Here is a 24,235-nt window from a genome sequence, read left to right as displayed (position 1 = left end):
ACGCCGAAATTGAGCCGGCCGTCCGAGAGATGGTCGAGCATTGCAACGCGGTTGGCGAGCTCGGCGGGATGGTGATAGGGCAGCAGGAAACCGCCGGGGCCGAGGCGGATGTGCTTGGTCTGCAACAAGGCCTGGGCGAGGATCAGGTCGGGCGCCGGATGCGGCTCCCAAGGGCGCGGTGTGATGCTCGCCGATCCAGGCTTCCTAGTAGCCAAGCTCGTCGAGCCAGCGCAAGACCTGCAAGTCCCAGTCCTGGCCCTCCCTCAACCCGCACTCCGGCGGATGCGAGGGCATCGCAAAATATCCAAGTTCCATGGGTGTTCCTCTGGTCGTTCGTTTTTGGCGCGCGCTTTTGCGCGACACTGACGAAGCGTAGCGCCTCGTTGCTCATCGATCATGGGCCGCGCCGCGGCGGAATGATGGCGTTGCGTTTATGGATTGGGTCCCGGGCTTGCAGATCAGGCCGCGCGCGAGCGGGCGATCGCGCCGGAGACGATCTGCATCGCGATACCGAGGGTCCAGCCGAGCATGATCATATAGGTCCAAGCGATGTGCGGCTCGGCGCGCAGGATGATGATGCCCACCGAGCAGAACGCCGTCAGCGTCGCGAGGAACGTGCCGGCGGCGCTGAGGAGTTCCGGCGAGTCGATCTGCGCATCCTCGGGATGGAACGGCTGCGGCGGCGTGTCGATGCCGAGATAGAAGGCGATCGCGCCGAGGATCATCATGATGAGCAGGAAGCCCTGGGTGGTCAGCGCGGCGATGCTGGTGCCGACATGGGCGGAGACGAACAGCCCGCAGGCCGCGCCCGCCATGGCAAGGCCAAGGCGCTCCAGCACATGGGCGAACCGTCTGATACGTGTACGCATGGGCTTTCGCCGGAAAGTCGCTGGGGTCGACGTTAGTAGATTCGCCACCTCCAGGAAACCCGCTTCGCCCGCCGATGTTCCTGTTACCGCGCGCCGAAGCGGGTGTCGCCGAACAATTCCTTCTGCTCGGCCGGAGCCGCACGCCAATAGGGCGGCGGCGCGCTGACATGGCCGCCGAGCTCGGCGGCGGCGTGCCAGCCCCAGCGCGGGTCGTAGAGCATGCCGCGGGCGAGCGCGATCATGTCGGCCTTGCCGGCGCTGAGAATGTCCTCGGCCTGCCTCGCCTGCGTGATCAGGCCGACCGCCACGGTGGTGAGACCGGTCGCCTGCCTGACGGCTTCGGCAAGCGGCACCTGGTAGCCCGGCCCGAGCGGAATCTTCTGCCCAGGCGACACGCCGCCGGAGGAGACGTCGATCCAGTCCAGCCCGCGGGCCTTCAGCTGTTTCGCAAGCGCGATGGTCTGGGCGATATCCCAGCCGCCCTCGACCCAATCGGTGGCCGACACCTTGATGCCGACCGGCTTGTCGGCCGGAAAGGCGGCGCGGATCGCCTCGAATATTTCGAGCGGAAAGCGCATGCGATTCTCGAGGCTGCCGCCATACTGGTCGGTGCGCCGGTTCGAGATCGGCGACAGGAACTGATGCAGCAAATAGCCATGCGCGCAATGCAGCTCGATCGCATCGATCCCGAGCCGCTCGGCACGCCGGGCAGAGGCGACGAAGGCATCGCGCACGCGCGCAAGCCCGGCCGAATCGAAGGCGTGCGGTGATGCTTCGCCTTCCTTGTGCGGCAGCGCCGACGGGCCCTCGGTCTGCCAGCCGCCCTGGCCGATCGGGATCTGCTGGCCGCCTTCCCAGGGACGGTGGCTCGACGCCTTGCGACCGGCATGGGCGAGCTGGATCGCGAGCGCGGCCTTCGAATGCCTGCGCACCGAGGCGATGATCGGCTTCAGCGCCGCTTCGGTCGTCTCGTCATAGAGGCCGAGACAGCCCGGCGTGATGCGGCCGGCCGGCTCGACGCCGGTGGCCTCGATGCAGAACATCGCCGCACCCGAGAGCGAGAGCGTGTTGATGTGGGTGAAATGCCAGTCGGTCGCCGCGCCGTCTTCCGCCGAATACTGGCACATCGGTGCGACCATGATGCGGTTCGGCAATTTCAGGCCGCGCAGCTCGATCGGGGAAAACAGCAGGCTCATGAGGTATGCTCTCGGGAAATTTCGGGGCGGGAGGGCTTCCTTCCTATGTAGCGGGGCAACGAGCCCCGCTCAACCCGACGCTATTGATGGATGCCCGCGGCCGCGATCACTTTGGAGTTGGCCTCGGTCTCGCGCGCGACGAAGGCGTCCATCTGGCGGGGCGTCATCGGCATCGGATCGACGCCGAGCTTCTTCAGGCCGTCCTGCATCGCCGGATCGTTCAGAGCCCGGATGCCGGCCTCGTGGAATTTCTCCACAATCTCGGCCGGCGTTCCTATTGGCATGAACACCCCGAACCAGATGCCGCTCTCGGCATCCTTCAACCCCGCCTCACCAGGCGTCGGCACGTCGGGCAGGTCAGGCACGCGTTCGGCGGTCGAGACCAGCAAGGCGTGCACGCGACCGTCCCTGATCAGCGGCAGCGCCGTGGCGAGCGGGCAGAAGTAGAAGTCGATCCTGCCGCCCAGGATATCCGCGAGTGCTTCCGAGCCGCTGCGATAGGGGATGTGGGCCGCCCCGACGCCGGCGGCGAGCTTGAATTTCTCCCCGCTGATATGCGTGGCGCTGCCGACGCCGACCGAGCCGAACGAGATCGTGCCGGGCTTCGCCTTGGCATCGGCGATGAAGCCCTGGATGGTCTTCCACGGCCGGGAGGCCGGGACGATCATGACGTTGGCGCTCGAGCCGATCATCAGCACGGAGGCCAGATCCTTCGGATCGAACGCGAGATTGGTGAACAGCGCGGGCGCAATCGTCAGCGCCGACGAGTTCGCCAGGATAGAGTAGCCGTCGGGATCAGCCTTCGCGACCTGGATCGTGCCGAGCATGCCGCCGGCACCGGCGCGATTTTCGACGACGATGGGCTGGCCGAGCTCTGCTGCCAGCCGATCGAACACCAGCCGTGGCACGACGTCGGCGGCGCTGCCGGCGCCGAACGGAATCATCGCCCTGATGAGATGCGACGGCCACTCCTGTGCTCGTGCTGCCGGCAACCACAGACACGCCAATATCAGCGCATTTCGAACCGATTTCCGCATGGACTGGCACTGCTCCGATGGCTTCGCAACTCGATCGTCAGATCACATTCCGTGCAAGGATCATTCCGCTGCCATCAGTCCAGCAGCTTGAACTGCAACAGCAGCGTGCGCTGGATCAGCGAGAAGTTGTCGTCGGAGATCATCGTCAGCATGGTCTCGCCGTCGGCGGTGACATGGACGTCGATCCCCTCCATGTTGTCGATCTCCTGGCCGAGATCGACCTCGAAAATGCCGGGTCCGTCGACAAGCGCGCCGGGCGCGATCGATTTCAGCGGAATGCGGCGGATTCGGATGCCGACGCCCGAGAGCAGCGAGAACTTCCGCTCCAGGATCAGGAGATCGCCCGAAGCCAGCAGCACCGCATCGCTGATGTCGTAATTGTCGGTGCGGTGGACGGCGAACTGTCCGGGCGTCGGTCCGCCGATCAGGAAGGCATTGAGATTGCCGCGCTGGTCGAGCCCGCGCTCGGACAGCGCGATCAGCGTGCCCGCGAGCGGCTGGCCCTGCGGCACGAACACCAGAGCCTCCAGCCCCTTGTTGTTCGGGAGCCGCTTCACGCCGGCCGGCACCGGCACCACCTCGCCCCGCGCGCGGATAAAACCTTCGTTGAAGTCGAAGCGGAGGATCTGGTTGACGCGCTCGAGCCCGACATAGGCGATGGAGCCGTCGAGCGCGAGCGATTCGGAGTCGTACCAGCCGCGCGTGGTGATGGGCCTGCCGTCTGGGCCGAGCATCGGCGCAGCCTCGACGTCGGCCAGGCCGCTCATCTCGCGGCCGGCATAGACGATGCGGCCGGTGAACCAGCTGCCCTGGTCGCTGAGCGAGACGAAGCGCTCGCCCTTGGTGTCGAGCCGGAGCGCCGACAGGCCGCCGAATTCGGGGAAGGACGAGGTCAGCACCAGGCCGCTGCGATATTCCAGGGAGCCGAACCGCACCCGCGACCGGTCGCGCAGGTCGAAGGACGGAAGCGGACGCGCCTTGACCTCGATCGCGACCGGCGCCGCGACCGAATGCAGGTCCGGCGGAAGCGGTTTTGCACGCGGCGGCGCAACGGATTGCGCACGCACGGCGCGGCTTAGCGCAAACGACGAAAACCCGGCCGCCACTTGCGTCAACAGGCTACGGCGGCTGAGGAGCGCGCGCATCCTCCCGTTACGAGTGCAGTCGCCTGCGCTGGCCGGGTGCGGCCGAAGGCACGCCATGGGTCTCGCTGAACAGCTCGGCGAGCTTCTCGGTGATCGCGCCGCCGAGCTCCTCGGCATCGACGATCGTCACCGCACGGCGGTAGTAGCGCGTGACGTCGTGGCCGATGCCGATGGCGATCAGCTCGACCGGCGAGCGGGTCTCGATCTCCTCGATGATGTGGCGCAGATGCCGCTCGAGATAATTACCCGGATTGACCGACAGCGTGGAATCATCCACCGGCGCACCGTCGGAGATCATCATCAGGATCTTGCGCTGCTCGGCCCGGCCCAACAGGCGCTTGTGCGCCCAGTCCAGGGCCTCGCCGTCGATGTTCTCCTTCAGCAACCCTTCACGCATCATCAGACCGAGATTCTTGCGCGAGCGCCGCCAGGGCGCATCCGCCGACTTGTAGACGATGTGGCGCAGGTCGTTGAGACGGCCGGGATTGGGGGGCTTGCCGGCGGCGAGCCACGCCTCGCGGGACTGCCCGCCCTTCCAGGCGCGGGTGGTGAAGCCGAGGATCTCGACCTTGACGCCGCAGCGCTCCAGCGTCCGCGCCAGGATGTCGGCGCAGGTCGCCGCCACCGTGATCGGACGGCCGCGCATCGAGCCCGAATTGTCCAGGAGCAGCGTCACCACCGTGTCGCGGAAGGTCGCCTCCTTCTCGTGCATGAAGGAAAGCGGATGATAGGGGTCGATCACCACCCGCGACAGCCGCGCCGGATCGAGGATGCCTTCCTCGAGATCGAACTCCCAGGCGCGGTTCTGCTGCGCCATCAGGCGGCGCTGCAGCCGATTGGCGAGGCGGGCGACGATGCCTTGCAGATGCGCGAGCTGCTTGTCGAGATAGGAGCGCAGCCGCTCCAGCTCGTCATGGTCGCAGAGGTCCTCGGCGGCGACCACCTCGTCGAATTTCGGTGCGAAGGCGTGATATTCCGGCCCGCGCGGCTCGTTGGCGCCGCTGCGATTCGGCCGTGTCGCCTCGCCCGGCGTCTCGTCGTCGCCGAGTTCGCCGTCGTCGAAGGTGTCGCTGGTTGAGGCCTGCGCGCTCTCCATTGCGCTGTCCGCCATCTCCTCGGCCGAAGCCTCGGCCTGATCGGCGCTCATCTCCTGCGCGGCGTCGGAATCGGGCGAGCCTTCCGCGCCGGACTGATCGCTCTCGCCGTCGCGGTTATCGTCCTGCTCGTCATCGTCGTCGCTATCCGTATTGCGCTCATCGCCGAGATCGAGCGCGGACAACAGGTCGTGCACCATGTCGCCGAACTTGGCCTGATCCTCGGTGACGCGGCTGAGCTTGTCGAGCCGGGTGCCGATCTTGTCCTCCAGGATCGGACGCCAGAGATCGACCATCTTGCGCGCGGCTGCGGGCGGCGCGAGACCGGTGAGGCGCTCGCGCACCATCATGGCGAGCGCGTCCGACAGCGGCGCATCGGCACGGTCGGTGATCTCGTCATACTTGCCGCGATGGAAATGATCGTCGAGCATCGCGGTGAGATTCTTGGCCACGCCGCACATGCGCCGCGCGCCGATCGCCTCCACCCGCGCCTGCTCAACCGCCTCGAACACGCCGCGCGCCTGCGGATTGCCCGGCATCAGCTTGCGGTGCACCTTGGGATCGTGACAGGCGAGCTTCAGCGCGATCGAATCGGCGTGGCCCCGCACGATCGCGGCGTCCCGCTTGGTCATCTTGCGCGCCGGTTCCGGCAGCCGCGCCTTGCCCGGCGCGAGCCCGGGCCGCTCCGAGGCGAACGTCACCTCGAGCTCGGGCGTCTTCGCGATCGCGCGCAGGCACGAGGTCACCGCCCGCTTGAACGGCTCGGTCGGCGCCTCCTTGGCGCCAGTGCGGAATTTGGAGTTGGACGTCGTCATAACGCCTCGACGCGGGAACGCTTGCTAGGACAGCGCCACGTTGACGGAGGATTCCGCAAGCTCGGCGTTGAAGCAGCGCTGATAGAATTCCGCCACCAGCGGCCGCTCCAGTTCGTCGCACTTGTTGAGGAAAGTGACGCGGAAGGCAAAGCCGATGTCGCCGAAGATCTCGGCGTTCTCCGCCCAGGTGATCACCGTGCGCGGGCTCATCACCGTCGACAGGTCGCCATTGGCGAAGGCGTTGCGGGTGAGATCGGCGAGACGGACCATCTTGTTGACGGTGTCGCGGCCCTGTGCCGTGCGATAAGCATGTGCCTTCGCCAGCACGATCTCGACCTCCTCGTCATGGGCGAGATAGTTCAGCGTGGTGACGATCGACCAGCGGTCCATCTGGCCCTGGTTGATCTGCTGAGTGCCGTGATAGAGGCCGGAGGTGTCGCCGAGGCCGACAGTGTTCGCGGTCGAGAACAGGCGGAACGCCGGGTGCGGCTTGATCACCTTGTTCTGGTCGAGCAGCGTCAGGCGACCGGAGACCTCCAGCACGCGCTGGATCACGAACATCACGTCGGGCCGGCCGGCGTCATACTCGTCGAACACCAGCGCAATGTTGTGCTGCAGTGCCCACGGCAGAATGCCGTCGCGGAACTCGGTGACCTGCTTGCCCTCCTTGATCACGATCGCGTCCTTGCCGACCAGATCGATGCGGCTGATGTGGCTGTCGAGATTGACGCGCACGCAGGGCCAGTTCAACCGGGCCGCGACCTGCTCGATATGAGTCGACTTGCCGGTGCCATGATAGCCGGTGACCATCACCCGGCGGTTCTTGGCGAAACCCGCCAGGATCGCGAGCGTCGTGGCACGGTCGAAACGGTAATCGGTGTCGAGTTCCGGCACGTGAGGATCGACTTCGGAATAGGCGGGGACTTCAAGGTCGCTGTCGATGCCAAAGACTTGCCGGACCGACACCTTCATGTCGGGCAAACCGATAGCTTCCTGGGCTGGGGTCGTGGCGGCGGTCGTCATCAATCCTCCGAGGTCTCGGGCATTCCCGAAACCAGATGAACAAAAGTGGCTGCGGTTTGGGGGCTTTGAGCCAGCCTAGCAGAGAGAGCGGGCGCGCAGAAGCCCGCGCTCCAATCAAAGTTCCGTCGATTTTTCATCGAGATATGGTCGAAGCGCAATTTTGGGAAGGCTGCCCTGCGAATCGCGTCATACTTTCGCCCGCTGCCCGATGCTCCCCATCGCCTTCCTATCCATGGCACTTTTCGCCGGCCTGTATAGTTATGTGGGTCCCAGGCGTCCTGCAGATCGAGGGAATTTTGTGACTTCCTATCTCGACCCTCTCATTCAGTTCGTCGCGGCAAATGCGTGGCTGGCGTATCTCACGCTGTTTCTTGCCGGTTTCCTGGAAGCCGTTCCCGTGGTGGGCTCGGTGATCCCGGGCTCGACCATCATCCTGGCGCTGAGCGCACTGGTGCCCGGCGGCGAACTCACCCTGCAATGGGTGCTGCTGGCCGCGGCGTTGGGCGCCCTGCTCGGCGACGGCTCCGCGTTCTGGCTGGGGCACCGCACCCAGAACGACATCCTGAACACCTGGCCGCTCGTCAACTATCCGCGCGTGATCGCGCAGAGCGAGGCGTTCTTTCGCCGCTGGGGCAGTTGGGCGGTGTTCTTTGCCCGCTTCGTGCCCCCGATCCGCGCCTTCGTGCCGCTCACAGCCGGCGCGCTCGGCATGGCTCCCGGCCGTTTCTTTGCCGTCAACATTCCGGCCATCCTGCTCTGGGCGCCCGCCCATGTGCTGCCTGGCATCCTGGCGGTCACCGCGCTGCACCAATATGGCGGGATTCCGGCCCACCATCACATCGCCAAGCAATATTGGATCATGGCCGTGGTGATCGGTGCGCTGCTGATCTGGCTCATCGTCTTTGCGGTCCGACGTTGGCGCGGCACCGCCGAGGTCAAGCCGGCCAAGCCCGCCGAATAGAGCGTTTTCGAGCGAAGTGGATACCGGTTCGCGTGAGGAAAACGCGTCAAAACTTCCATCGGAACGGAAATAGCTCTAGCCGCGCCGGCACGCGTTCAGCCGCCGCCCCGTCCCGGCACCGGCCCGACGTAACGCGCCCGCGGGCGGATCAGCACGCCGTGCTGTAACTGCTCGCTGGCATGCGCGATCCATCCGACCATGCGTGCGATGGCGAAGATCGGCAACTCGCTGCCAACGGGCAGCCGCAGGCTGTGCACCAGCACCGCCAGCACATAGTCGATATTGACGAATTCCCCGGTCGCCTCGGCGATGCGCTCGGGCACCTCCCGGGTGAACTTCCGCGGCGCGCCGGCCTTCGCCAACGCATCCAACAGCGAGATCGCCCGCGGATCGCCGCGCTGGTAGACGCCGTGGCCGAAGCCGGCGAAGCGCTCGCCCAGCGCGACGCGCTCGCGGATCACCGGCTCGACGTCGCGGTCAACCAGCATCCGGACGAGTTGCGAGGCCAGCGCGCCGGCGCCGCCGTGCTTGGGGCCTTTCAGGGCGACGAGCCCGGCGACGACGGCATCGTAGAGATTCAAGCCCGTCGACGCCGCGCAGCGCACGGTGAAGGTCGAGGCATTGAGTTCATGATCGGCCAAGAGCACCAGCGTGCGGCGGATCAGGTCGGCGGCGTGCTTATGGGCCGGCGCCCAGGCGCGGGCGATCTGCAGATGCAGCGGCTCCGCGGACGGCTCGGCGTTGAGCACGGTTGCGACCACGAGCCGCAGGATGCGGGCGCCGACCATCGCCCGGCCATCAGGCGCGCGGGTGAACGCGCGCGGATCGGCGCTGGCGGCGAGCGCCAGCGTCGCAATCGCTCGGTCGAGCGGGGCGGCACGGCGCGCAGCATCCGCGATCACACGCATCTCGTCGGACACTTGCGGGCAATTGTCGGCCGCGAACGGGTCGACGCCAGTCACGTCCCACAACAGCGTCGCTGTGTGCTCGAGCGTATCCTTTTCCGCAAGCTCGATGCAGTTCACGCCGCGATAGATCGGTCCGGCCTCGGTGATGGTCGAGATCATGGTGTCCAGCACCGGCAGGTCGGCATCGAAGCTGCGCAGACCCTTGGGCTCGGGTGCCGGCGCGCGGCGCTGCTTCAGGCCGCGGATGTCCTCGGCCCGATAGCGGTGGCTGCGCGAATCCGCCGACGGTTCGGAGCGGATCAGGCCGCGGCTGACATAGGCGTAGAGCGTGGCCGGCGAGATCGCCAGCTCCGCGGAGGCTTCTCTGGCCGAGAGATAGAGGGGATCGGATTTTTTCATATTGATCTACATAATCAAGATTGATCAATCTGTCGAGCCGCCCGACTTTTGCAGGTGCGAAAGGAGAGCTGCTCATGAACATCCAACTGACCAAGAGCCAGACCGGCCTGGACGGCGTCCCGGCCGCTGAAACTGCGTTGAGCCACGTCGATGGCGAGCGTGGCGAGCTGATCATCGCGGGCGAGCATGTCGCCAAGCTGGCCGCGAATTCGAGCTTCGAGGGCGTCACGGCGCGGCTGTGGAGCGCCGCGACCGGCCGGCAGCTGAGCGAAGCCCAGGTGCGCGCCAGTCTGGGCGCGGGGCGCGAGCGTGCCTTCGCATGCCTGCCCGCGCTGCTCGGCTCGACGCAGGGAATGTCGATCGTCGACGGCTTTCGCGCTGCGATCGCCGGGCTGCGGGCCGAAAATGGCCTGGAGCCGGAAGCCGCGATCGTCGGCGCGTTCCCGGTGATAGCCGGCGCGTTGGTGCAGCGGGCCAAGGGCGGCGAGCCGGTGGCGCCGGATGCGACATCAAGCCACGCCGCCGACACGCTGTCGATGCTGCTCGGCCGCGCGCCGGCGCCGCGCGAGGTCGCAGCACTGGACGCCTATTTCGTTACGGTGTGCGACCACGGCATGAATGCGTCCACCTTCACCACCCGCGTGATCGCCTCGACGCAGGCCGACCTGTTCGCGGCCATCACTGGCGGCTATTGCGCGCTGACCGGCCCGCTGCATGGGGGGGCACCCGAGCCGGTGCTGGAGATGCTGGATGCGATCGGCACGCGCGAACGCATCCAGCCCTGGGTCGACCAGGCACTCGGGCGCGGCGAGCGGCTGATGGGATTCGGCCACCGAGTCTACCGGGTACGCGATCCCCGGGCCGATGTTCTCAGGAGCGCGATCGAAAGGCTCGCCGACGACGGCGCCGACCTGCCTTTCGCCAGCGAGGTCGAAAGCTACATCCGCGCGGCACTGCGGCGGGCGAAGCCGGACCGGCCGCTGGAGACCAATGTCGAGTTCTTCACCGCGATCCTGCTCGATGCGCTCGCCATTCCGCGCCAGGCCTTCACGCCGATCTTCGCGGTCGCCCGCGCTGCCGGCTGGACCGCGCATGCGAGGGAGCAGCAGCGCACCGGCCGATTGATCCGGCCAAGCTCGACCTATATCGGCGCGCGTCCCGCACCGCCGCACGGCTGATGCCCGCGCAACAGCGCGACGCGTCGTCCCGGCCCCGGCCGGCGACGGCGCGTCAGGCGCGTACGACCGTCTTCAGATAATTGTAGGCCTTGATGATCTCGATCAGGCGGTCCTCGGTCGAGCGGTCGCCGCCATTGGCATCTGGATGGTGCTGCTTGACCAGCGCCTTGTACTTCACCTTGACGTCCTCGAGCGTCGCGTCCGGACCAAGTCCCATCACCTGCAGCGCCTTGCGCTCGGCATTGAAGACCTTGCGGGCCTCGGCCTTGGGCGCGGCCTCCGGACCGGGCCGCCAGCGGCCACGGCCGTTGAGCTCGGCGAACATCGCAAACGGATCGGCTGCGCCGTCGAGATCGGGCGCGCCCTTGCCGCCGCGCGAAGAAGTGTTGGCGCCCATCTTCCAGGTCGGCCGATGGCCGGTCAGCGCATCCTTCTGATAGCGCGCGACCGCCTCGGCGTTCATGCCGGAGAAGAAATTGTACGACTGATTGTATTCGCGAACATGGTTCAGACAGAAATGCCAATACTCGCGCGCGTTCTCGCGGCCCTTGGGCGCACGATGCGGCCCGCGCTCCTTGCAACCCGGCCATTGGCACATCGCGGCTTCCTCGCGCGACAGCGCCTGCTTCTTCGCACTCACCTTGTTGGGCTTGATGCGAATGGAGTCGAAGAACTTGGATGAATCGATCGGCATGACGGACTTTGACTACGCAACGCGAAAAGCTTCAAGTCTTGACAACGCGAATACCCCCATTCCGCTTCACCATTGACGCAAGACGACACGGCTCGTATTGCCGATGCCATGACAACACATGACATTATCACGAACAAGTTGAACGAAGCTTTCCTTCCCGAAAGCCTCGAGGTTCGGGACGAATCACATCTGCATGAGGGCCACGCGGGCCATCGCTCCGGCGGCGAGACGCACTTCCGCGTCTATATTGTGTCGCGGGCCTTCGAAGGGAAGAGCCGGCTCGAGCGCCACCGCATGATTAATGCGGCGCTGGCGTCAGAGCTGGCAGGCTCCGTGCACGCCCTCGCCATCCACGCACAGTCGCCGGGCGAAGGCCGCAACCGTTAAAACGCCAACCTTTAAAATGCAGTGCCGGCCCGCTTCGGCTTCTTCTCCTCGATCTCGGCCTCGCGCGGCACCGGCACGATCCGCAACGCGGTGATGCGGTTGCGCTCACGCCGCAGCACGCGAAAGCGGAAGCCGTGAAAGGTGAAGCTCTGGCCGCGTTCCGGGATCGAACGGGCTTCGTGGATCACGAGTCCTGCGACCGTGGTCGCCTCCTCGTCCGGCAGGGCCCAGTCCATCGCGCGGTTCAGGTCGCGGATCGGCACCGAGCCGTCGACCACGACCGAGCCGTCCGGCTGGGCCCGCACGCCCGCCACCACCACGTCCTGCTCGTCGGCGATGTCGCCGACGATCTCCTCGAGAATGTCCTCCAGCGTCACGAGGCCCTCGACCTCGCCATATTCGTCGACCACCAGCGCGAAATGCGTCTTGCGGCGGCGGAACGCCTTGAGCTGCTCGGAGACCGAGCGCATCTCCGGCACGTACCAGGGCGGCAGCGCGATGGCGGACACGTCGATTTTCGACATGTCGCCCTCGGAGGCGCGGATGGCGCGCAGCAGGTCCTTGGCGTGCAGCACGCCGATGATGTTCTCCGGCTTTTCGCGCCACAGCGGGATGCGGGTGTACTCGGAGGCGAGCACCTCTCCCACCAGCTCTTCCGCCGGCAGATCGGCATTCACCATTACCATCTCGGTGCGGTGGACCATCACGTCCGAGACCTGGAGCTCACGCAGATCGAGCAGGCCGCCGAACATGTCGCGGTCGAGCTTCTCGACCTTGCCTTCGTGATGCAACAGATCGACCGCGCCGCGAAGCCGTTCCACCGGCGACAGGACCGGCTGGTTGGCGCCGACCTTGATGCCGACAATCCTCATCAAGACGCGCACCACCGCCTCGATCACCGTGAGCAGCGGCCCGAGCACGTACATGGTCAGCCGCATCGGCCGCGCGACCGCGAGCGACACCCGGTCCGGCGCATTGATCGCGATCGTCTTCGGCAGGACTTCGGCGAAGATCACGACCAGAATTGTCATCACCGCGGTGGCATAGAGCACACCGACATCGCCGAACCATTCGGTGAACACGCCGGTCGCCAGCGCCGAAGCGCCGATATTGGCGATGTTGTTGCCGAGCAGCAGAGCGCCGATCAGCCGCTCACGCATGCCGATCAGCTCCGAGACCACGTTCGCGTCACTGTTGCCCTGCTTCGACAGCCGCAGCATGCTGGCACGCGAGGCGCCGGTCAGCGCCGTCTCGCTGGCGGCGAAGAACGCCGACGCACTGAGCAGCGCGAGCATGATGAGGATCGTCAGCCAGCCCATGGCGTGGGGGTCCCGTTCGTCAAGGCGCGAATTACGTCACTGCGGCCGGCGCGCCAGTTTGGCCGCGAGGAAGTCACGGACCAGCGCGCCGTCCACGTCTCTTGCGATCACCGCGCGCCCGACCGCCTCCAGCAGGATGAAGGTCAGCCGGCCGCGCCGCACCTTCTTGTCCTGCGCCATCAGCGCCAGCAGCGCATCGGCGTCCGCCAGGCCCTCCTGGGCGAATCCCGCGATGTCCTGCAGATGGGTCGGCAGCCCCACATCGGCAAGATGGCGGGCGATGCGGGCCGCATCCTGCGGTGCGATCATGCCGAGCGAGGCGGAGAACTCCGCCGCCAGCACCATGCCGATGGCGACGCCCTCGCCGTGGAACAGCCGGTCGGAGAAACCGGTCGCAGCCTCCAGCGCATGGCCGAAGGTATGGCCGAGATTGAGCAGCGCACGGTCGCCGGTCTCGCGCTCGTCGCGGGCGACGATGGCGGCCTTGGCGCGGCACGATGTCGCGATCGCGTGCTCGCGCGCCGCGCCGCCCTTGAGGATGTCGGCGTGGCTGGTCTCGAGCCAGGTGAAGAACGCCGCGTCGCCGAGCACGCCGTATTTGGCGATCTCGGCATAGCCGGCGCGGAATTGTCGCGGCGACAGGGTGTCGAGCACCGAGGTGTCGGCGACCACCAGCAGCGGCTGATGGAACGCGCCGAGCAGGTTCTTGCCCTGAGGCGAATTGATACCGGTCTTGCCGCCGACGGAGGAATCGACCTGCGCCAAGAGCGAGGTCGGCACCTGGACGAAATCGACGCCGCGGCGCAGGATCGCGGCGGCAAACCCGGCGAGGTCGCCGACCACGCCGCCGCCCAGCGCGATGACGAGGTCGTTGCGCTCGATCTTTGCCGCGATCAGCGCTTCGGAAACCCGCTCGAGGCCCGCATAGGTCTTGGAGCCCTCGCCCTCCTCGACGACGATCGGCGCGGTGGCGATGCCGGCCGCGCCGAGCGAGGCCTCGGTCCGTTCGAGCCAATATCTTGCGACCCTGCGATCGGTGACGATCGCTGTCCGCACACCGGGTCGCAACGCAGCGACCCGCGCCCCGAGCGAGTCCAGGAGGTCGCGGCCGATGACGATATCATAGGCTCGATCCGCCAACGCGACGTCGACGACGATCGGATCGCCATGTTTCAAGGGGGCCGTCATCGCGCGACACCTGCGACATTGGGAACTTCGTCGAGCGGCGCGGCACGCCGGCAAAGCCGGGCACGCAAGGCCTCGACGCATTCGTCGACGATCCGGTCGTGCGGCACGTCGCGCGAGAAGATGGTGAGATCGGCATGCTGGTAGACCGGCTCGCGCTCGCTCATCAGCCGGCCGACGGTCGCCTCGGGATCCGCGGTGCGCAGCAGCGGACGGTCGGCCCTGCGCCTGACGCGCCGCATGATGATCTCGGCGTCCGCCTTGAGCCAGATCGAGATCGCCTTGTCGCCGATGCGGCGGCGGGTCTCCTCGCGCATGAACGAGCCCCCGCCGGTCGCGAGCACCGCAGGTCCGCTTTCCAGAAGCCGCGCGATCACCCGCGCCTCGCCATCCCGGAAATGCGGCTCGCCGTGGAGTTCGAAAATCTCCGGTATGGTCATGCCCGCAGCCGCCTCGATCTCGGCATCGGCGTCCATGAAGGGCAGCCGCAGCCGGGCGGCCAGCCGCCGCCCGATGGTCGACTTTCCCGCCCCCATCATGCCGATCAGCACGATCATGCGCGTTCCCAGCGTCGCCAGGATGTCGGCCTCCGGGTTCTCGCTGGCTGTCGGGGCACTGTCGGGCATTCACGAACTCGGTTACCGCGGGTCTTGCCGCATTTCCAGCCACCTATACTACCCCCGCCGATCCCGTTGCCAGAGGTCTTGCAACGGACAGGCGAACATGATGGATGATTTCAGTCGTTAACGGTGCCGTCCAAGGCGTTAGGAAATGCCCAGCCTGTTCCGCTTTCTGACGGTCGTCGCCGTGATCGCCGGCATCGTCTATGGCGTTATTTTCTCGCTGGCCAATTTCGTCAATCCCAAGCCGCGGGAGATGACCGTGACCATTCCTCCGGACAAATTTCTGAAGAAATGACGGGGCCCGGTCCTGAAACCGAAAAGCAACAGTCGCCTGCTTAAGTGACCGCGTATCCCGCTCATGCGGGTCGGCGCCGCGATATCGGCGAACTTGGATTGCAGGACGCTTGGGATGCGCGCCAAGGCCTCCAATGCGAAGCTGATCAACCTGTTCCTCGACATGCTGGCAGCGGAACAAGGTGCCGGCGAGAATACGTTGCAGGCCTATCGCCGCGACCTCACTGACCTGTCCGCGTTCCTCAGCCGCTCCGGCCAGACCTTCGGCAACGCCACGACCGACGCGCTGCGCGGGTATCTCGCCGATCTCGACAGCCGCGGCTTCAAGTCTTCCAGCGTCGCGCGAAGACTCTCCGCGATGCGGCACCTGTTCCGCTTCCTCTTGAACGAGCGGATCAGGAGCGACGATCCGGCCGCGATCCTGTCCGGGCCAAAACGGGGCCGCGGCCTGCCCAAGGTGCTGTCGGTTGCCGACGTCGACCGCATGCTGACGCGGGCCAGGGAACTCGCAGAGGCCGACGTTTCGCCATTGCAGCGATTGCGCGCCCTTCGCCTCTACTGCCTGCTGGAGGTGCTCTACGCCACGGGTCTGCGCGTGTCGGAACTGGTGTCGCTGCCGCGCTCGGCGGCGCGCAGCAACGCCGATGTGATCATGGTCCGCGGCAAGGGCAACAAGGAGCGGCTGGTGCCGCTGAACGATGCCGCACGGCAGGCGATGAGCGACTATCTCGCCGCGCTGGAGGCGCCGCGGCGCGGCAAGGCGCCCGGCGAGGCCGCCACGAAATGGCTGTTCCCCTCGTTCGGCGAAAGCGGACACCTGACGCGGCAGCATTTTGCCCGCGACCTGAAGGAGCTCGCGGCCGCCTCCGGCCTTGCGCCGCGGCTGGTTTCGCCGCATGTGCTGCGCCATGCTTTCGCGAGTCATCTGCTGCACAACGGCGCCGACCTGCGCATCGTGCAGACGCTGCTCGGCCACACCGACATCTCGACCACGCAGATCTACACCCATGTGGTGGAGGAGCGGCTGAAGAGCTTGGTGCGCGACCTGCATCCGCTGGCGGAGAAATAGCAATCCACATCCGTCCGGCACGCATCCTGGACGTGCACGCGCGCGGGTGGACAATGATCGTTGCCGCGCCCATCCCGCCTTGACTTCCGCAGCGTCTGCCCCGAAACAGCCTGCGCCTGCCCCGCACGCTTCGCAGCGCCCTCGATCCTGCCCCGGAATGCGCATCAAGCCATTGTGCTGACGTGACTTCCCGGGCCGGACCGAAACCCTTTCGCCTCCAATCACGTTCCCGCCTATATTGCCCCGATGCCGGATCAGATGCGCTCCTATCTCGATTTTGAAAAGCCCGTGGCCGAGCTCGATTCCAAGGTCGACGAGCTCAAGACGCTCGCGGCCGCCGGCAGCGACATCGGCGAGGAGGTGGCCCGGCTCGAGGAGAAGTCCCGCCAGGCGCTGGCGGAGCTCTATGCCGGCCTGACGCCATGGCAGAAGACACTGGTGGCGCGCCACCCGCAGCGGCCGCACTTCACCGACTTCATCGCCGGCCTGATCACCGAGTTCACCCCGCTGGCCGGCGACCGCAAATTTGCCGAGGACGAGGCACTGGTGGGCGGCTTCGGCCGCTTCCGCGGCGAGAGCATCTGCGTGATCGGCCAGGAAAAGGGCAACACGACAGATTCGCGCATCAAGCACAATTTCGGCATGGCCCGCCCGGAAGGCTACCGCAAGGCGGTTCGGCTGATGGAGATGGCCGACCGGTTCGGCATCCCCGTGCTGTCGATCGTGGACTCCGCCGGCGCCTATCCCGGCATCGGTGCCGAGGAGCGCGGCGTGGCAGAAGCGATTGCGCGCTCGATCGACACCTGCCTCTCGCTCGGCGTGCCCAACGTGGCGATCATCACCGGCGAGGGCATGTCCGGCGGCGCCATCGCGATCACCACCGCGAACCGGGTGCTGATGCTGGAGCATGCGATCTACAGCGTGATCTCGCCCGAGGCTGCTTCCTCGATCCTGTGGCGTGACGGCACCAAGGCCCAGGAGGTCGCCACCAACATGAAGATCACCGCCCAGGATATGCAGCGTTTCGGCGTGATCGACAGCATCCTGAAGGAGCCGGCGGGTGGCGCCCATCGCGACGCGGCCGCCATGATCGCTGCGACCGGCGATGCCATCGCGCAAGCCTTTGATGAGCTTCGCAATCTCGACCCGGACGCGATTCGCAAGCAGCGTCGCCAGAAGTTCCTCGAGATGGGCCGGAAGCTCGCCTGAGCGCGCCCCGAGTTTTCAGGACCCCCCTGAAAGTACCGCTCGGAAGACGTGAATTTCTCCAAAATGCCCGTCGTTTTGGCCGCAATTCAGCCAGACCCCCGTATTTATCTCCCGTTCAGTATGAGAGAATATCGACCTTGCTGCAGTGCCCGCCCCGGGTTGCGGCGCAGGGTTAAAGGATAGTATTTTAGTCAATAGCTTCAGGGCATGATCGCTGGAGCGCGATTCTCGCAGGATCACGCTCCATGGTTTCTGGTGGGTTGGCGAATTGCCGGGTGGGAGTGGAGCTCTGCATTGACTGGTCGCACGCTGGTACGCGTTCTCATAGCCTCCGCGGTGTTGGCTGCCGGCAGCTTGCTCGCCGGCTGCAACACCGATGAGGTTTCGCTCGCGGCCAATGCCAAGGCCAACCAGCCGGTTTCGCCCAAGCTGATCGCGGCCATGAACGAGAAGGACATGGATCTGCAATCGCCGATCCTGGTCCGCCTGTTCAAGCAGGAAGCCGAGCTCGAGGTCTGGAAGCAGGACCGCTCCGGCAAGTTCGCGCTGCTCAAGACCTATCCGATCTGCCGCTGGTCGGGCGATCTCGGCCCGAAGACGCGCGAAGGCGACCGCCAGGCACCGGAAGGCTTCTACACCATCACGCCGGGCCAGATGAATCCGCAGTCGGCCTACTATCTCTCCTTCAACACCGGCTATCCCAACGCCTATGACCGCGCGCTCGGCCATACCGGCTCGGAGCTGATGGTGCATGGCGACTGCTCTTCGCGCGGCTGCTACGCCATGACCGACGAGCAGATTGCGGAGATCTATTCGCTGGGACGGGAATCCTTCTTCGGCGGTCAGAAGCAATTCCAGTTCGAGGCGTTCCCGTTCCACATGACGCCGCTCAACATGGCGAAGCACCGCAACAATCCGAACATGCCGTTCTGGAAGATGATCAAGGAAGGCTACGATCATTTCGAGATCACGCGTCAGGAGCCGAAGGTCGATTTCTGCGAGAAGAAATACGTGTTCGATGCGGCCAAGCCGGCGGATGGCGCGCATGACCTCGTCTTCAACGCCTCCGCCAAGTGTCCGGCCTATGTGATCCCGGAGGATCTGGCAGCGGCGACCAAGCAGAAGCAGGAAGAAGACAGTGCCGAGGTGGCGCGCCTGATCGCCAAGGGCACGCCGGTGGCAAAACTCAACACCGGCATCGACGGCGGCATGAACCAGGTGTTCGCGGCCCATGTTCCCGGCGGCAACACCGGCCTGTCCGAGGGCGGCGAGGGCCAGGGCCTGTCGCTGCTGACAACCTCGCGCGCCCCCGGTACCGTACCGGCGACCGTCAATCCGCCGCGCGCATCCGACGATCCCGCCACGGCGATCGCCGCGGCCGCTCCCGCCCCGACGGCTGGGCCGCGCACACAGGTCGCTTCCGCGGCCGCGCCGGCCGCGAGCACCTCTTCCGACAATGGCGGCGGGTTCTTCTCCAGCTTCGCCCGCAAGGTAGGCCTCAGCAACGCGTCGGCCGACACCACCGCATCGGCCGCGCCGCCGCCGACCGCGCCGGCGAAACCGAAGGCCGGCCCGCGGGTCGAGCTCGCCAAGCAGGCGAAGCCGGTCGAGGCCAAGGAAGTCAAGCAGGCGGCGAGCCATCCGGCGCCGAAACCCCCCGTCACCGACAAGCCGGCTGCGAACCCACAGACCGCGGCGACTTCCGCGCCGTCTGGCAATCTGGTCAGCGGCGCGCAGCCGATCGTCCAGGCCAACTCCTTCGAGAGTCGTTTCTCGGCGATGAAGTAGGGGCTCGCTGTCCCGACGCCGGGCCGGGATGGGTGGCAGCGCGCGGCATGGCGCCGAAGCGCGGAGACAAAAATCTCGATTGCCAAACTCTGGATTCCGGATCTGTGCCCGTCGGCGTATCCCGGAATGATGCGAGCGAGACCGCGCGTCGGCGAGCCACCGGCTGAATCCCACCGAGCAATCATGTTTCCTTGAGGTGCGATCCGGCGGGCTCGCATTCGCTTCACCAGATAGCCACATTTTTAGATCGGCATGCGGTTCCAAAACAAGGAGGAAGCCATGCGATTGATTGTGCTCGGTGTCGCGACATCGCTCGCCCTCTTCACCTCGGCTGCGCTGGCGCAGCAGCCTTCGACCGGCGAAACCATCGGCCATCCCCCGCCGCTGGCCGGTCCGCCGCCAGTTCAGGAACCTGCGGCGACGCCTCCCGCCAGCTCCACTCCCAAGGCCGGCGAGCCGGCCTCGAAGGGTTACACCGGCGCCTATGCGCCATCGAGCACACCGGCGGCGCCGTATTCCACCGGCCCGTTGCTGACGTCGAGCACCGGTCCCGGCCTGAATGTCCAGGGACCGGACTACACCACACGAACAGTCAAGGCCGTACCCTGCTCGACCTCGGCCCGCGAAACCGACGGTTCCACCACCTGCGTCGGACTTCCCGATCGGCCCGATACCGGTCCGAAACGTCACCGGCGCTAGGCCGCGAGCAGAGCGAAAGCGGAGTATGCCGTGACCGCACGGCGCCTCGCGCGCGCTCGGAAACTGCGATGTTCCGTGCACGGCAAATGCCAATGGAACGCCGCCGCACCGGCAAACTTCCGACACATGGCCTCGGCGAAAAGGGCCCATCCGACATGACGCAGGTGCGAACGCCCGGCCGGTTCCGGCCGGCCGCCGCGCCCATTTCAAGAAGAAGAGGCCCTCGTGTCGCACAAGCTCCTCTCCGCGATCCTGCTCGTTTGCGCGCTGTCCATCTTCCCCGCCATGGCACAGACCGGCGCAGCTCCCGCGCCCGCGACGTCTCCGGCCGCTGCCAATCACGCCGACACGCTGACGCCGGAGCAGGCCAAGCGCGCGCTCGACACGCTGCAGGACGACAAGAAACGCCGCGAGATGATCGACACGCTGCGCGCGCTCACCAATGCGGCCCCGCAGGCGCAAGCGCAGCCGGCGCCGCCGGCCGAGGACAAGCCGTCCCCGCTGCCGCTCTCGGCCGACAGCCTCGGCGCCCAGCTCCTGCTCGCGGTGTCCGAACAGGTCGGCGACGTCTCGCAGGAGGTCGCCTATCTGGCGCGCTCGGTCACGCATTTCCCGGCGTTCTACTGGTGGATGGTGCGCACCGCCAACGATCCGACTTTCGCCGATCAGTTGCTGGACATCGCCTGGAAGCTCGCGCTGGTGTTCGGCTGCGCCCTCGCCGCCGAATGGCTGCTGCTGCGGCTGATCCGCCGGCCGCTGGCGCTGCTGGAGGCGCGCATGCCGCAGGCCGCACGTGCTCCCGTGCAGACGCTTGCGATCGCCGATCCGCCCTCGTCGGCAGCCGACGTGATCGCGGAGCCCGCCCTGCACCGGCGCCGCCTCGGCCTGGCGCGGGCCTGGCAGTCGCTGCTGCGCCTGCCATTCGTGCTGGGACGCCTGCTGCTCGAATTGCTGCCGGTGCTCGTCTTCAGCGGCGTCGCGACGATGCTGCTCGGCACCGGGCTCGGCGACCTGCCGACGCCGCGCCTCGTGATCCTCGCGGTGGTCAATGCCTATGCGCTGTCGCGCGCGCTGATCTCGATGGTGCGGGCGCTGGCCGGGCCGTTCGGCCTGTTCCGCATGCGCGCCGAGACCGCGGCCTATATCGAGATCTGGGCGCGGCGTATCGTCACCGTCGCGGTGTCCGGCTTTGCGCTCGCCAACGTCGCGCTGCTGCTCGGCCTGCACCGCGCCGGCTATCACGCGATGCTGCGGTTGGTGATGCTGGTCGTGCATCTCTTCGTCGTCGTCATCATCCTGCAATGCCGCCGGCCGGTCGCCGAGGCCATCGCAGCACCTGCCGGCCGCGCCGGGACCGCGGCGTGGCTGCGCAACCGCGCCGCCGGATTCTGGCATTATCTCGCCATCGCGCTCGACCTCGCGCTGTGGGTGGTGTGGGCCCTCAACATCCGCAACGGCTATTCGCTGCTCTTGCAATATTTCGTCGGCACCATTGCCGTCGTGCTGATCGCCCGCCTCGCCACCGTCGTCGCCCTCGGCCTGATCGATCGTGGCTTCACCGTCAATCCCGAGCTGCTGCAGCGCTTTCCCGGCCTGGAGCGGCGCGCCAACCGCTATCTGCCGCTGCTGCGCCGGATGGTGGCCTCGATCATCGCCTTCATCGGCTTCGTCGCGGTGCTGGAGGTCTGGGGCGTGGATGCCATCGTCTGGTTCTATGGCGGCCAGATCGGCAGCCGGCTGCTCGGCGCTGTCACGACGGTCGCGATCGCGGCGCTCGCCGCCGCGGCGATCTGGGAGGCCAGCAACGCGCTGCTCGACCGCCAGCTCGGCATCCTGAACCGCGAGGGCCATTTCGCCCGGGCGGCTCGCTTGCGCACCTTCCAGCCGATGCTGCGCACCGCGCTGCTGTGCGTCATCGTGATGGTGGTCGGCCTCACCGCACTGAGCGAGATCGGCGTCGATGTCGCGCCGTTGCTCGCCGGCGCCGGAATCGCCGGCATCGCGATCGGCTTCGGCTCGCAGAAGCTGGTGCAGGACCTCATCACCGGGCTGTTCCTGCTGCTCGAGAACGCCGTGCAGGTCGGCGACAATGTCAGCGTCTCCGGCCTGTCGGGCACGGTCGAGAACGTCTCGATCCGTACCCTGCGCCTGCGCGCCGCCGACGGCTCGGTGCATATCGTGCCGTTCAGCGCGGTGACCACCATCACCAATGCCAGCCGCGGCGTCGGCAATGCAGCGGTCGCCGTCAACGTCGCCTACAAGGAGGACACCGACCGCGCCGGACAGATCCTCAAGGACATCGTCGCCGAGATGCGCCGCGAGGTGGAGTACCGCCACGCCATCCGCGGCGATCTCGAATTGTGGGGCGTCGACAAGGTCGACGGCTCGATGGCCTCGATCGTCGGACAGATCCGCTGCACCGACGCCGGACGCTGGCCGGTGCAGCGCGAGTTCAACCGCCGCATGAAACGGCGCTTCCAGGAGTCCGGCATCGAGATCGCAGCCGCCGGCCAGACCATCCTGATGCAGGTGCCGGCCGCCGCCGAAGCCGACTCCGGCACGATGCCGCGGCGCGCCGCCGCCAGCGCCTGATGGCGGAGCCTCGTACTGCCTATGCGGCGAGCGGTCCGCGGAGCGCGAGACAGACGGCGGGAAGCGCCAACGTCGCGGCCACGAGGATCTGCCCGGTGATGCGGATCCTGTAGACGGGCGTGTGCGACTCGTCGTGCAGCTCGATCTGCCAGTGCTTGTCGGGCTCCAGCCCCGCCATCGCGCCTCGCACAAGATCGCAACACGTCTCCTTGAGATCGGCCCAGGCGTTGACCTGATCGGAGAGCTCGACCGCGACGTCATCGCCACAATTGGTCGTACGCAGGAAAAATTTCGGCATGGCGAGCCCCTTCTGCTCCGAATATGGAAAAGCACTGAAAAAGATGATTGCAATCGGACGTTTTCGTTTCGCCAATTAGATACGTTAACGATGACATTTGTGCTGTCGGCGATCCCATGGAATCAATGCCGGCGCCTGAGATCGAGCGTCAGCGGATATTCGGGGTTCACCGTCGCTGGACGCGGCGCCATCGGACCCGAGGTGTGGCCGAAGGCCTCGAAGCGCGCCAGCCGCCGGCCCTCCGCCTCGTGGGCGTTGACCGGCCGCCGGCAGGACGCCTGCCTGGACTTTGAGCATGCCCGGCCAAGTCCCGATCGCCCAGGTCCCGCTCGCCGTGGAAGTTCGGCAGCATGAGGCGCGCATGAGCGGCCCCATTCACGGAAGCTGGCACGCTCACGGCAGCAGCGACATGCGGGACGCGCGAGGTCCCGAACGTCGCTGCGCTCATGCGGGCTACATGAGGCAATCAGCCGCCCAGCAGCATCCGCGCCGTTTCCAGGCCGCTGGTCAATGCGGCTTCCACCGTGCCGATGTCGCGGCCGCGATAAAGTGCCTCACCGGAAAAAAGGATCGGACCTCCGACGGCCGCGAGCGCAGCCTGCGCCGAGCGGGTGTCGAGCGTCGCGTAGGAATAGGCGCCGCGTGCGAAGGGATCGTTGGCCCAGTTGATCGCCCGCGCGGCAACCAAGTCCTGCTGCAACTGCGCCGGAGCCAGCGCGAAGATGTCGGCGAGCGAGACAAGCCCATGCGCGATCAGCGCGCGCTCGTCGAGACGGGCGAAACCGCCCGTTCGGGGACCAGCGAGCCAGCCCGTCAGCACGGGATGATCGGCGGGACGTTGCGTCCACCACACCGGGACCGTCTTGTCCGAGATGAGAAACAGCAGGTCGGAGAGGTCCCTGGCGCCGGCATCGATCCACCAGGGACGCCTGAACCGCAGCAGGAGCTTTATAACGTTGCCGAAGCCGATGCCGGCGACGGCCATCGCGGTCTTCGGCCGCAATGCCGGCGGCAGCGCGATTCCCTGCAGGAGGGGAAGCGGCACGGCCAGGATCGCGGCGTCGCCGGCGAAGCTTCGGCCGTCGGCACACCCGACCAGCACGCCACCGTCGGATTCTTCGATGGCGCTGACGGCAGCAGCGAGATGGAGGACGGCGCCGTGCTTGCGGCACTCCGCCACCAGGAAGCCGATCATGGCGCCGTAGCCCTCGGCGATGCGCGCCTGCGAGACGCGGCCGCTGCTCATCCACTCGTCGCGCAGCGCCAGCATGCTCGCCCGCGCCGGATCGGCAGCGTCGTAGCCCTCGACCATCCGCACGATGGAACGCCGCAGCCGGTCATATTCAGGCGCGGCGAAATGCTGTTGCAGGAATTCCGTGACGGTCATGTCCGACTGCAGTTCAGCCAGCACCTGGTGCAGACGCTCGGCATGGATATCGGTCGGCTCGTCCTG

General features: G+C 66.6%; 23 protein-coding genes and 1 pseudogene. 9 read left to right on the top strand and 15 right to left on the bottom strand.

Annotation, left to right across the window (positions count from 1 at the left end):
* From JOY90_RS02615 to cobS, 7 genes and pseudogenes are all read right to left on the bottom strand, one after another.
* Positions 1–315, bottom strand: a pseudogene (locus tag JOY90_RS02615) (LLM class flavin-dependent oxidoreductase); the annotation flags it as partial.
* A gap of 143 nt (positions 316–458) precedes the next feature.
* Positions 459–869 carry a hypothetical protein gene (locus JOY90_RS02610; protein ID WP_291689609.1) on the bottom strand — a complete coding sequence of 137 codons (411 nt, stop codon included), beginning with the start codon at positions 867–869 and terminating at the stop codon, positions 459–461.
* A gap of 83 nt (positions 870–952) precedes the next feature.
* Complete coding sequence (locus JOY90_RS02605; RefSeq protein WP_291689608.1) at positions 953–2,065, bottom strand: NADH:flavin oxidoreductase/NADH oxidase; 1,113 nt, start codon at positions 2,063–2,065, stop codon at positions 953–955.
* Positions 2,066–2,145: 80 nt separating this feature from the next.
* Entirely contained in the window at positions 2,146–3,009 is an 864-nt protein-coding gene (locus JOY90_RS02600; RefSeq protein WP_291689607.1) for a tripartite tricarboxylate transporter substrate binding protein, read from the bottom strand.
* A gap of 167 nt (positions 3,010–3,176) precedes the next feature.
* Positions 3,177–4,247 (bottom strand): esterase-like activity of phytase family protein, encoded by a 1,071-nt coding sequence (locus tag JOY90_RS02595; RefSeq protein ID WP_291689606.1) that lies wholly within the window; start codon positions 4,245–4,247, stop codon positions 3,177–3,179.
* A 7-nt stretch (positions 4,248–4,254) separates the two neighbouring features.
* Entirely contained in the window at positions 4,255–6,156 is a 1,902-nt protein-coding gene (gene cobT, locus JOY90_RS02590) for a cobaltochelatase subunit CobT (protein WP_291689605.1), read from the bottom strand.
* A gap of 24 nt (positions 6,157–6,180) precedes the next feature.
* Complete coding sequence (gene cobS / locus JOY90_RS02585) at positions 6,181–7,179, bottom strand: cobaltochelatase subunit CobS (protein WP_291689604.1); 999 nt, start codon at positions 7,177–7,179, stop codon at positions 6,181–6,183.
* A gap of 298 nt (positions 7,180–7,477) precedes the next feature.
* Between cobS and JOY90_RS02580 the strand changes: the two genes are divergently transcribed.
* The gene (locus JOY90_RS02580; RefSeq protein WP_291689603.1) at positions 7,478–8,140 is read left to right on the top strand and encodes a DedA family protein; all 663 of its coding nucleotides are present in this window, start codon (positions 7,478–7,480) and stop codon (positions 8,138–8,140) included.
* A gap of 95 nt (positions 8,141–8,235) precedes the next feature.
* On the opposite strand, the gene JOY90_RS02575 is transcribed toward JOY90_RS02580, so the two are convergent.
* A complete protein-coding gene (locus JOY90_RS02575) occupies positions 8,236–9,447 on the bottom strand; it encodes a citrate synthase family protein (protein WP_291689602.1) in 1,212 nt (403 codons plus the stop codon).
* Positions 9,448–9,521: 74 nt separating this feature from the next.
* On the opposite strand from JOY90_RS02575, the gene JOY90_RS02570 reads away from it, so the two are divergent.
* Positions 9,522–10,625 (top strand): citrate synthase/methylcitrate synthase, encoded by a 1,104-nt coding sequence (locus JOY90_RS02570; protein WP_291689601.1) that lies wholly within the window; start codon positions 9,522–9,524, stop codon positions 10,623–10,625.
* Between the two features lie 52 nt (positions 10,626–10,677).
* On the opposite strand, the gene JOY90_RS02565 is transcribed toward JOY90_RS02570, so the two are convergent.
* Positions 10,678–11,319: a DnaJ domain-containing protein gene (locus JOY90_RS02565; RefSeq protein WP_291689600.1), complete on the bottom strand. Its 642-nt coding sequence runs from the start codon at positions 11,317–11,319 to the stop codon at positions 10,678–10,680.
* Between the two features lie 108 nt (positions 11,320–11,427).
* On the opposite strand from JOY90_RS02565, the gene JOY90_RS02560 reads away from it, so the two are divergent.
* Entirely contained in the window at positions 11,428–11,706 is a 279-nt protein-coding gene (locus JOY90_RS02560; RefSeq protein WP_291689611.1) for a BolA family transcriptional regulator, read from the top strand.
* An 11-nt stretch (positions 11,707–11,717) separates the two neighbouring features.
* Here JOY90_RS02560 and JOY90_RS02555 read toward each other — a convergent pair whose 3' ends face one another.
* From JOY90_RS02555 to JOY90_RS02545, 3 genes are read right to left on the bottom strand one after another with little or no spacing between them, the layout of a single operon-like run.
* A complete protein-coding gene (locus JOY90_RS02555; RefSeq protein WP_291689599.1) occupies positions 11,718–13,025 on the bottom strand; it encodes an HlyC/CorC family transporter in 1,308 nt (435 codons plus the stop codon).
* A gap of 36 nt (positions 13,026–13,061) precedes the next feature.
* The gene (gene aroB, locus JOY90_RS02550) at positions 13,062–14,213 is read right to left on the bottom strand and encodes a 3-dehydroquinate synthase (RefSeq protein ID WP_291689598.1); all 1,152 of its coding nucleotides are present in this window, start codon (positions 14,211–14,213) and stop codon (positions 13,062–13,064) included.
* Positions 14,210–14,836, bottom strand: a complete 627-nt coding sequence (locus JOY90_RS02545) for a shikimate kinase (RefSeq protein ID WP_291689597.1) — start codon at positions 14,834–14,836, stop codon at positions 14,210–14,212. The genes aroB and JOY90_RS02545 overlap by 4 nt, the downstream gene beginning before the upstream one ends.
* 145 nt (positions 14,837–14,981) lie before the next feature.
* On the opposite strand from JOY90_RS02545, the gene JOY90_RS02540 reads away from it, so the two are divergent.
* From JOY90_RS02540 to JOY90_RS02515, 6 genes are all read left to right on the top strand, one after another.
* Complete coding sequence (locus JOY90_RS02540; RefSeq protein ID WP_291689596.1) at positions 14,982–15,128, top strand: histidine kinase; 147 nt, start codon at positions 14,982–14,984, stop codon at positions 15,126–15,128.
* A 114-nt stretch (positions 15,129–15,242) separates the two neighbouring features.
* Positions 15,243–16,196, top strand: a complete 954-nt coding sequence (gene xerD / locus JOY90_RS02535; protein ID WP_291689595.1) for a site-specific tyrosine recombinase XerD — start codon at positions 15,243–15,245, stop codon at positions 16,194–16,196.
* A 246-nt stretch (positions 16,197–16,442) separates the two neighbouring features.
* Positions 16,443–17,405, top strand: a complete 963-nt coding sequence (locus JOY90_RS02530) for an acetyl-CoA carboxylase carboxyltransferase subunit alpha (RefSeq protein WP_291689594.1) — start codon at positions 16,443–16,445, stop codon at positions 17,403–17,405.
* A gap of 294 nt (positions 17,406–17,699) precedes the next feature.
* Positions 17,700–19,193, top strand: coding sequence for a murein L,D-transpeptidase family protein (locus JOY90_RS02525; protein WP_291689593.1), 1,494 nt, complete (start codon positions 17,700–17,702; stop codon positions 19,191–19,193).
* A 279-nt stretch (positions 19,194–19,472) separates the two neighbouring features.
* Positions 19,473–19,892, top strand: coding sequence for a hypothetical protein (locus JOY90_RS02520; RefSeq protein ID WP_291689592.1), 420 nt, complete (start codon positions 19,473–19,475; stop codon positions 19,890–19,892).
* 285 nt (positions 19,893–20,177) lie between these two features.
* Positions 20,178–22,484: a mechanosensitive ion channel domain-containing protein gene (locus JOY90_RS02515; protein ID WP_291689610.1), complete on the top strand. Its 2,307-nt coding sequence runs from the start codon at positions 20,178–20,180 to the stop codon at positions 22,482–22,484.
* A gap of 19 nt (positions 22,485–22,503) precedes the next feature.
* Here the strand turns inward: JOY90_RS02515 and JOY90_RS02510 are convergent, their stop codons facing one another.
* The 3 genes from JOY90_RS02510 to JOY90_RS02505 form a co-directional block, all read right to left on the bottom strand.
* Positions 22,504–22,782 (bottom strand): hypothetical protein, encoded by a 279-nt coding sequence (locus JOY90_RS02510; RefSeq protein WP_291689591.1) that lies wholly within the window; start codon positions 22,780–22,782, stop codon positions 22,504–22,506.
* Positions 22,783–22,904: 122 nt separating this feature from the next.
* Positions 22,905–23,249 (bottom strand): transglutaminase family protein, encoded by a 345-nt coding sequence (locus JOY90_RS40025; protein WP_367276869.1) that lies wholly within the window; start codon positions 23,247–23,249, stop codon positions 22,905–22,907.
* Positions 23,249–24,235, bottom strand: a 987-nt coding sequence (locus JOY90_RS02505; RefSeq protein WP_291689590.1) for an NAD(P)/FAD-dependent oxidoreductase, incomplete at its 5' end; no start/stop codon positions are given. The genes JOY90_RS40025 and JOY90_RS02505, both read right to left, overlap by 1 nt.

Source organism: Bradyrhizobium sp. (genome assembly GCF_019242285.1).
Classification (GTDB): Bacteria; Pseudomonadota; Alphaproteobacteria; order Rhizobiales; family Xanthobacteraceae; genus Bradyrhizobium.
This window is presented reverse-complemented; position numbering and strand designations above follow the sequence as displayed.

Bases quoted from the DNA above. Each gene is read 5' to 3' on its own strand.
- JOY90_RS02560 (WP_291689611.1), top strand. From the start codon at position 11,428: ATGACAACACATGACATTATCACGAACAAGTTGAACGAAGCTTTCCTT.
- JOY90_RS02575 (WP_291689602.1), bottom strand. From the start codon at position 9,447: ATGAAAAAATCCGATCCCCTCTATCTCTCGGCCAGAGAAGCCTCCGCG.
- JOY90_RS02530 (WP_291689594.1), top strand. From the start codon at position 16,443: ATGCCGGATCAGATGCGCTCCTATCTCGATTTTGAAAAGCCCGTGGCC.
- JOY90_RS02545 (WP_291689597.1), bottom strand. From the start codon at position 14,836: ATGCCCGACAGTGCCCCGACAGCCAGCGAGAACCCGGAGGCCGACATC.
- JOY90_RS02605 (WP_291689608.1), bottom strand. From the start codon at position 2,065: ATGAGCCTGCTGTTTTCCCCGATCGAGCTGCGCGGCCTGAAATTGCCG.
- JOY90_RS02520 (WP_291689592.1), top strand. From the start codon at position 19,473: ATGCGATTGATTGTGCTCGGTGTCGCGACATCGCTCGCCCTCTTCACC.
- xerD (WP_291689595.1), top strand. From the start codon at position 15,243: ATGCGCGCCAAGGCCTCCAATGCGAAGCTGATCAACCTGTTCCTCGAC.
- cobS (WP_291689604.1), bottom strand. From the start codon at position 7,179: ATGACGACCGCCGCCACGACCCCAGCCCAGGAAGCTATCGGTTTGCCC.
- JOY90_RS02515 (WP_291689610.1), top strand. From the start codon at position 20,178: ATGGCACAGACCGGCGCAGCTCCCGCGCCCGCGACGTCTCCGGCCGCT.
- JOY90_RS02540 (WP_291689596.1), top strand. From the start codon at position 14,982: ATGCCCAGCCTGTTCCGCTTTCTGACGGTCGTCGCCGTGATCGCCGGC.
- JOY90_RS02595 (WP_291689606.1), bottom strand. From the start codon at position 4,247: ATGCGCGCGCTCCTCAGCCGCCGTAGCCTGTTGACGCAAGTGGCGGCC.
- JOY90_RS02565 (WP_291689600.1), bottom strand. From the start codon at position 11,319: ATGCCGATCGATTCATCCAAGTTCTTCGACTCCATTCGCATCAAGCCC.
- JOY90_RS02600 (WP_291689607.1), bottom strand. From the start codon at position 3,009: ATGATTCCGTTCGGCGCCGGCAGCGCCGCCGACGTCGTGCCACGGCTG.
- JOY90_RS02555 (WP_291689599.1), bottom strand. From the start codon at position 13,025: ATGGGCTGGCTGACGATCCTCATCATGCTCGCGCTGCTCAGTGCGTCG.
- JOY90_RS02510 (WP_291689591.1), bottom strand. From the start codon at position 22,782: ATGCCGAAATTTTTCCTGCGTACGACCAATTGTGGCGATGACGTCGCG.
- aroB (WP_291689598.1), bottom strand. From the start codon at position 14,213: ATGACGGCCCCCTTGAAACATGGCGATCCGATCGTCGTCGACGTCGCG.
- JOY90_RS02570 (WP_291689601.1), top strand. From the start codon at position 9,522: ATGAACATCCAACTGACCAAGAGCCAGACCGGCCTGGACGGCGTCCCG.
- cobT (WP_291689605.1), bottom strand. From the start codon at position 6,156: ATGACGACGTCCAACTCCAAATTCCGCACTGGCGCCAAGGAGGCGCCG.
- JOY90_RS02610 (WP_291689609.1), bottom strand. From the start codon at position 869: ATGCGTACACGTATCAGACGGTTCGCCCATGTGCTGGAGCGCCTTGGC.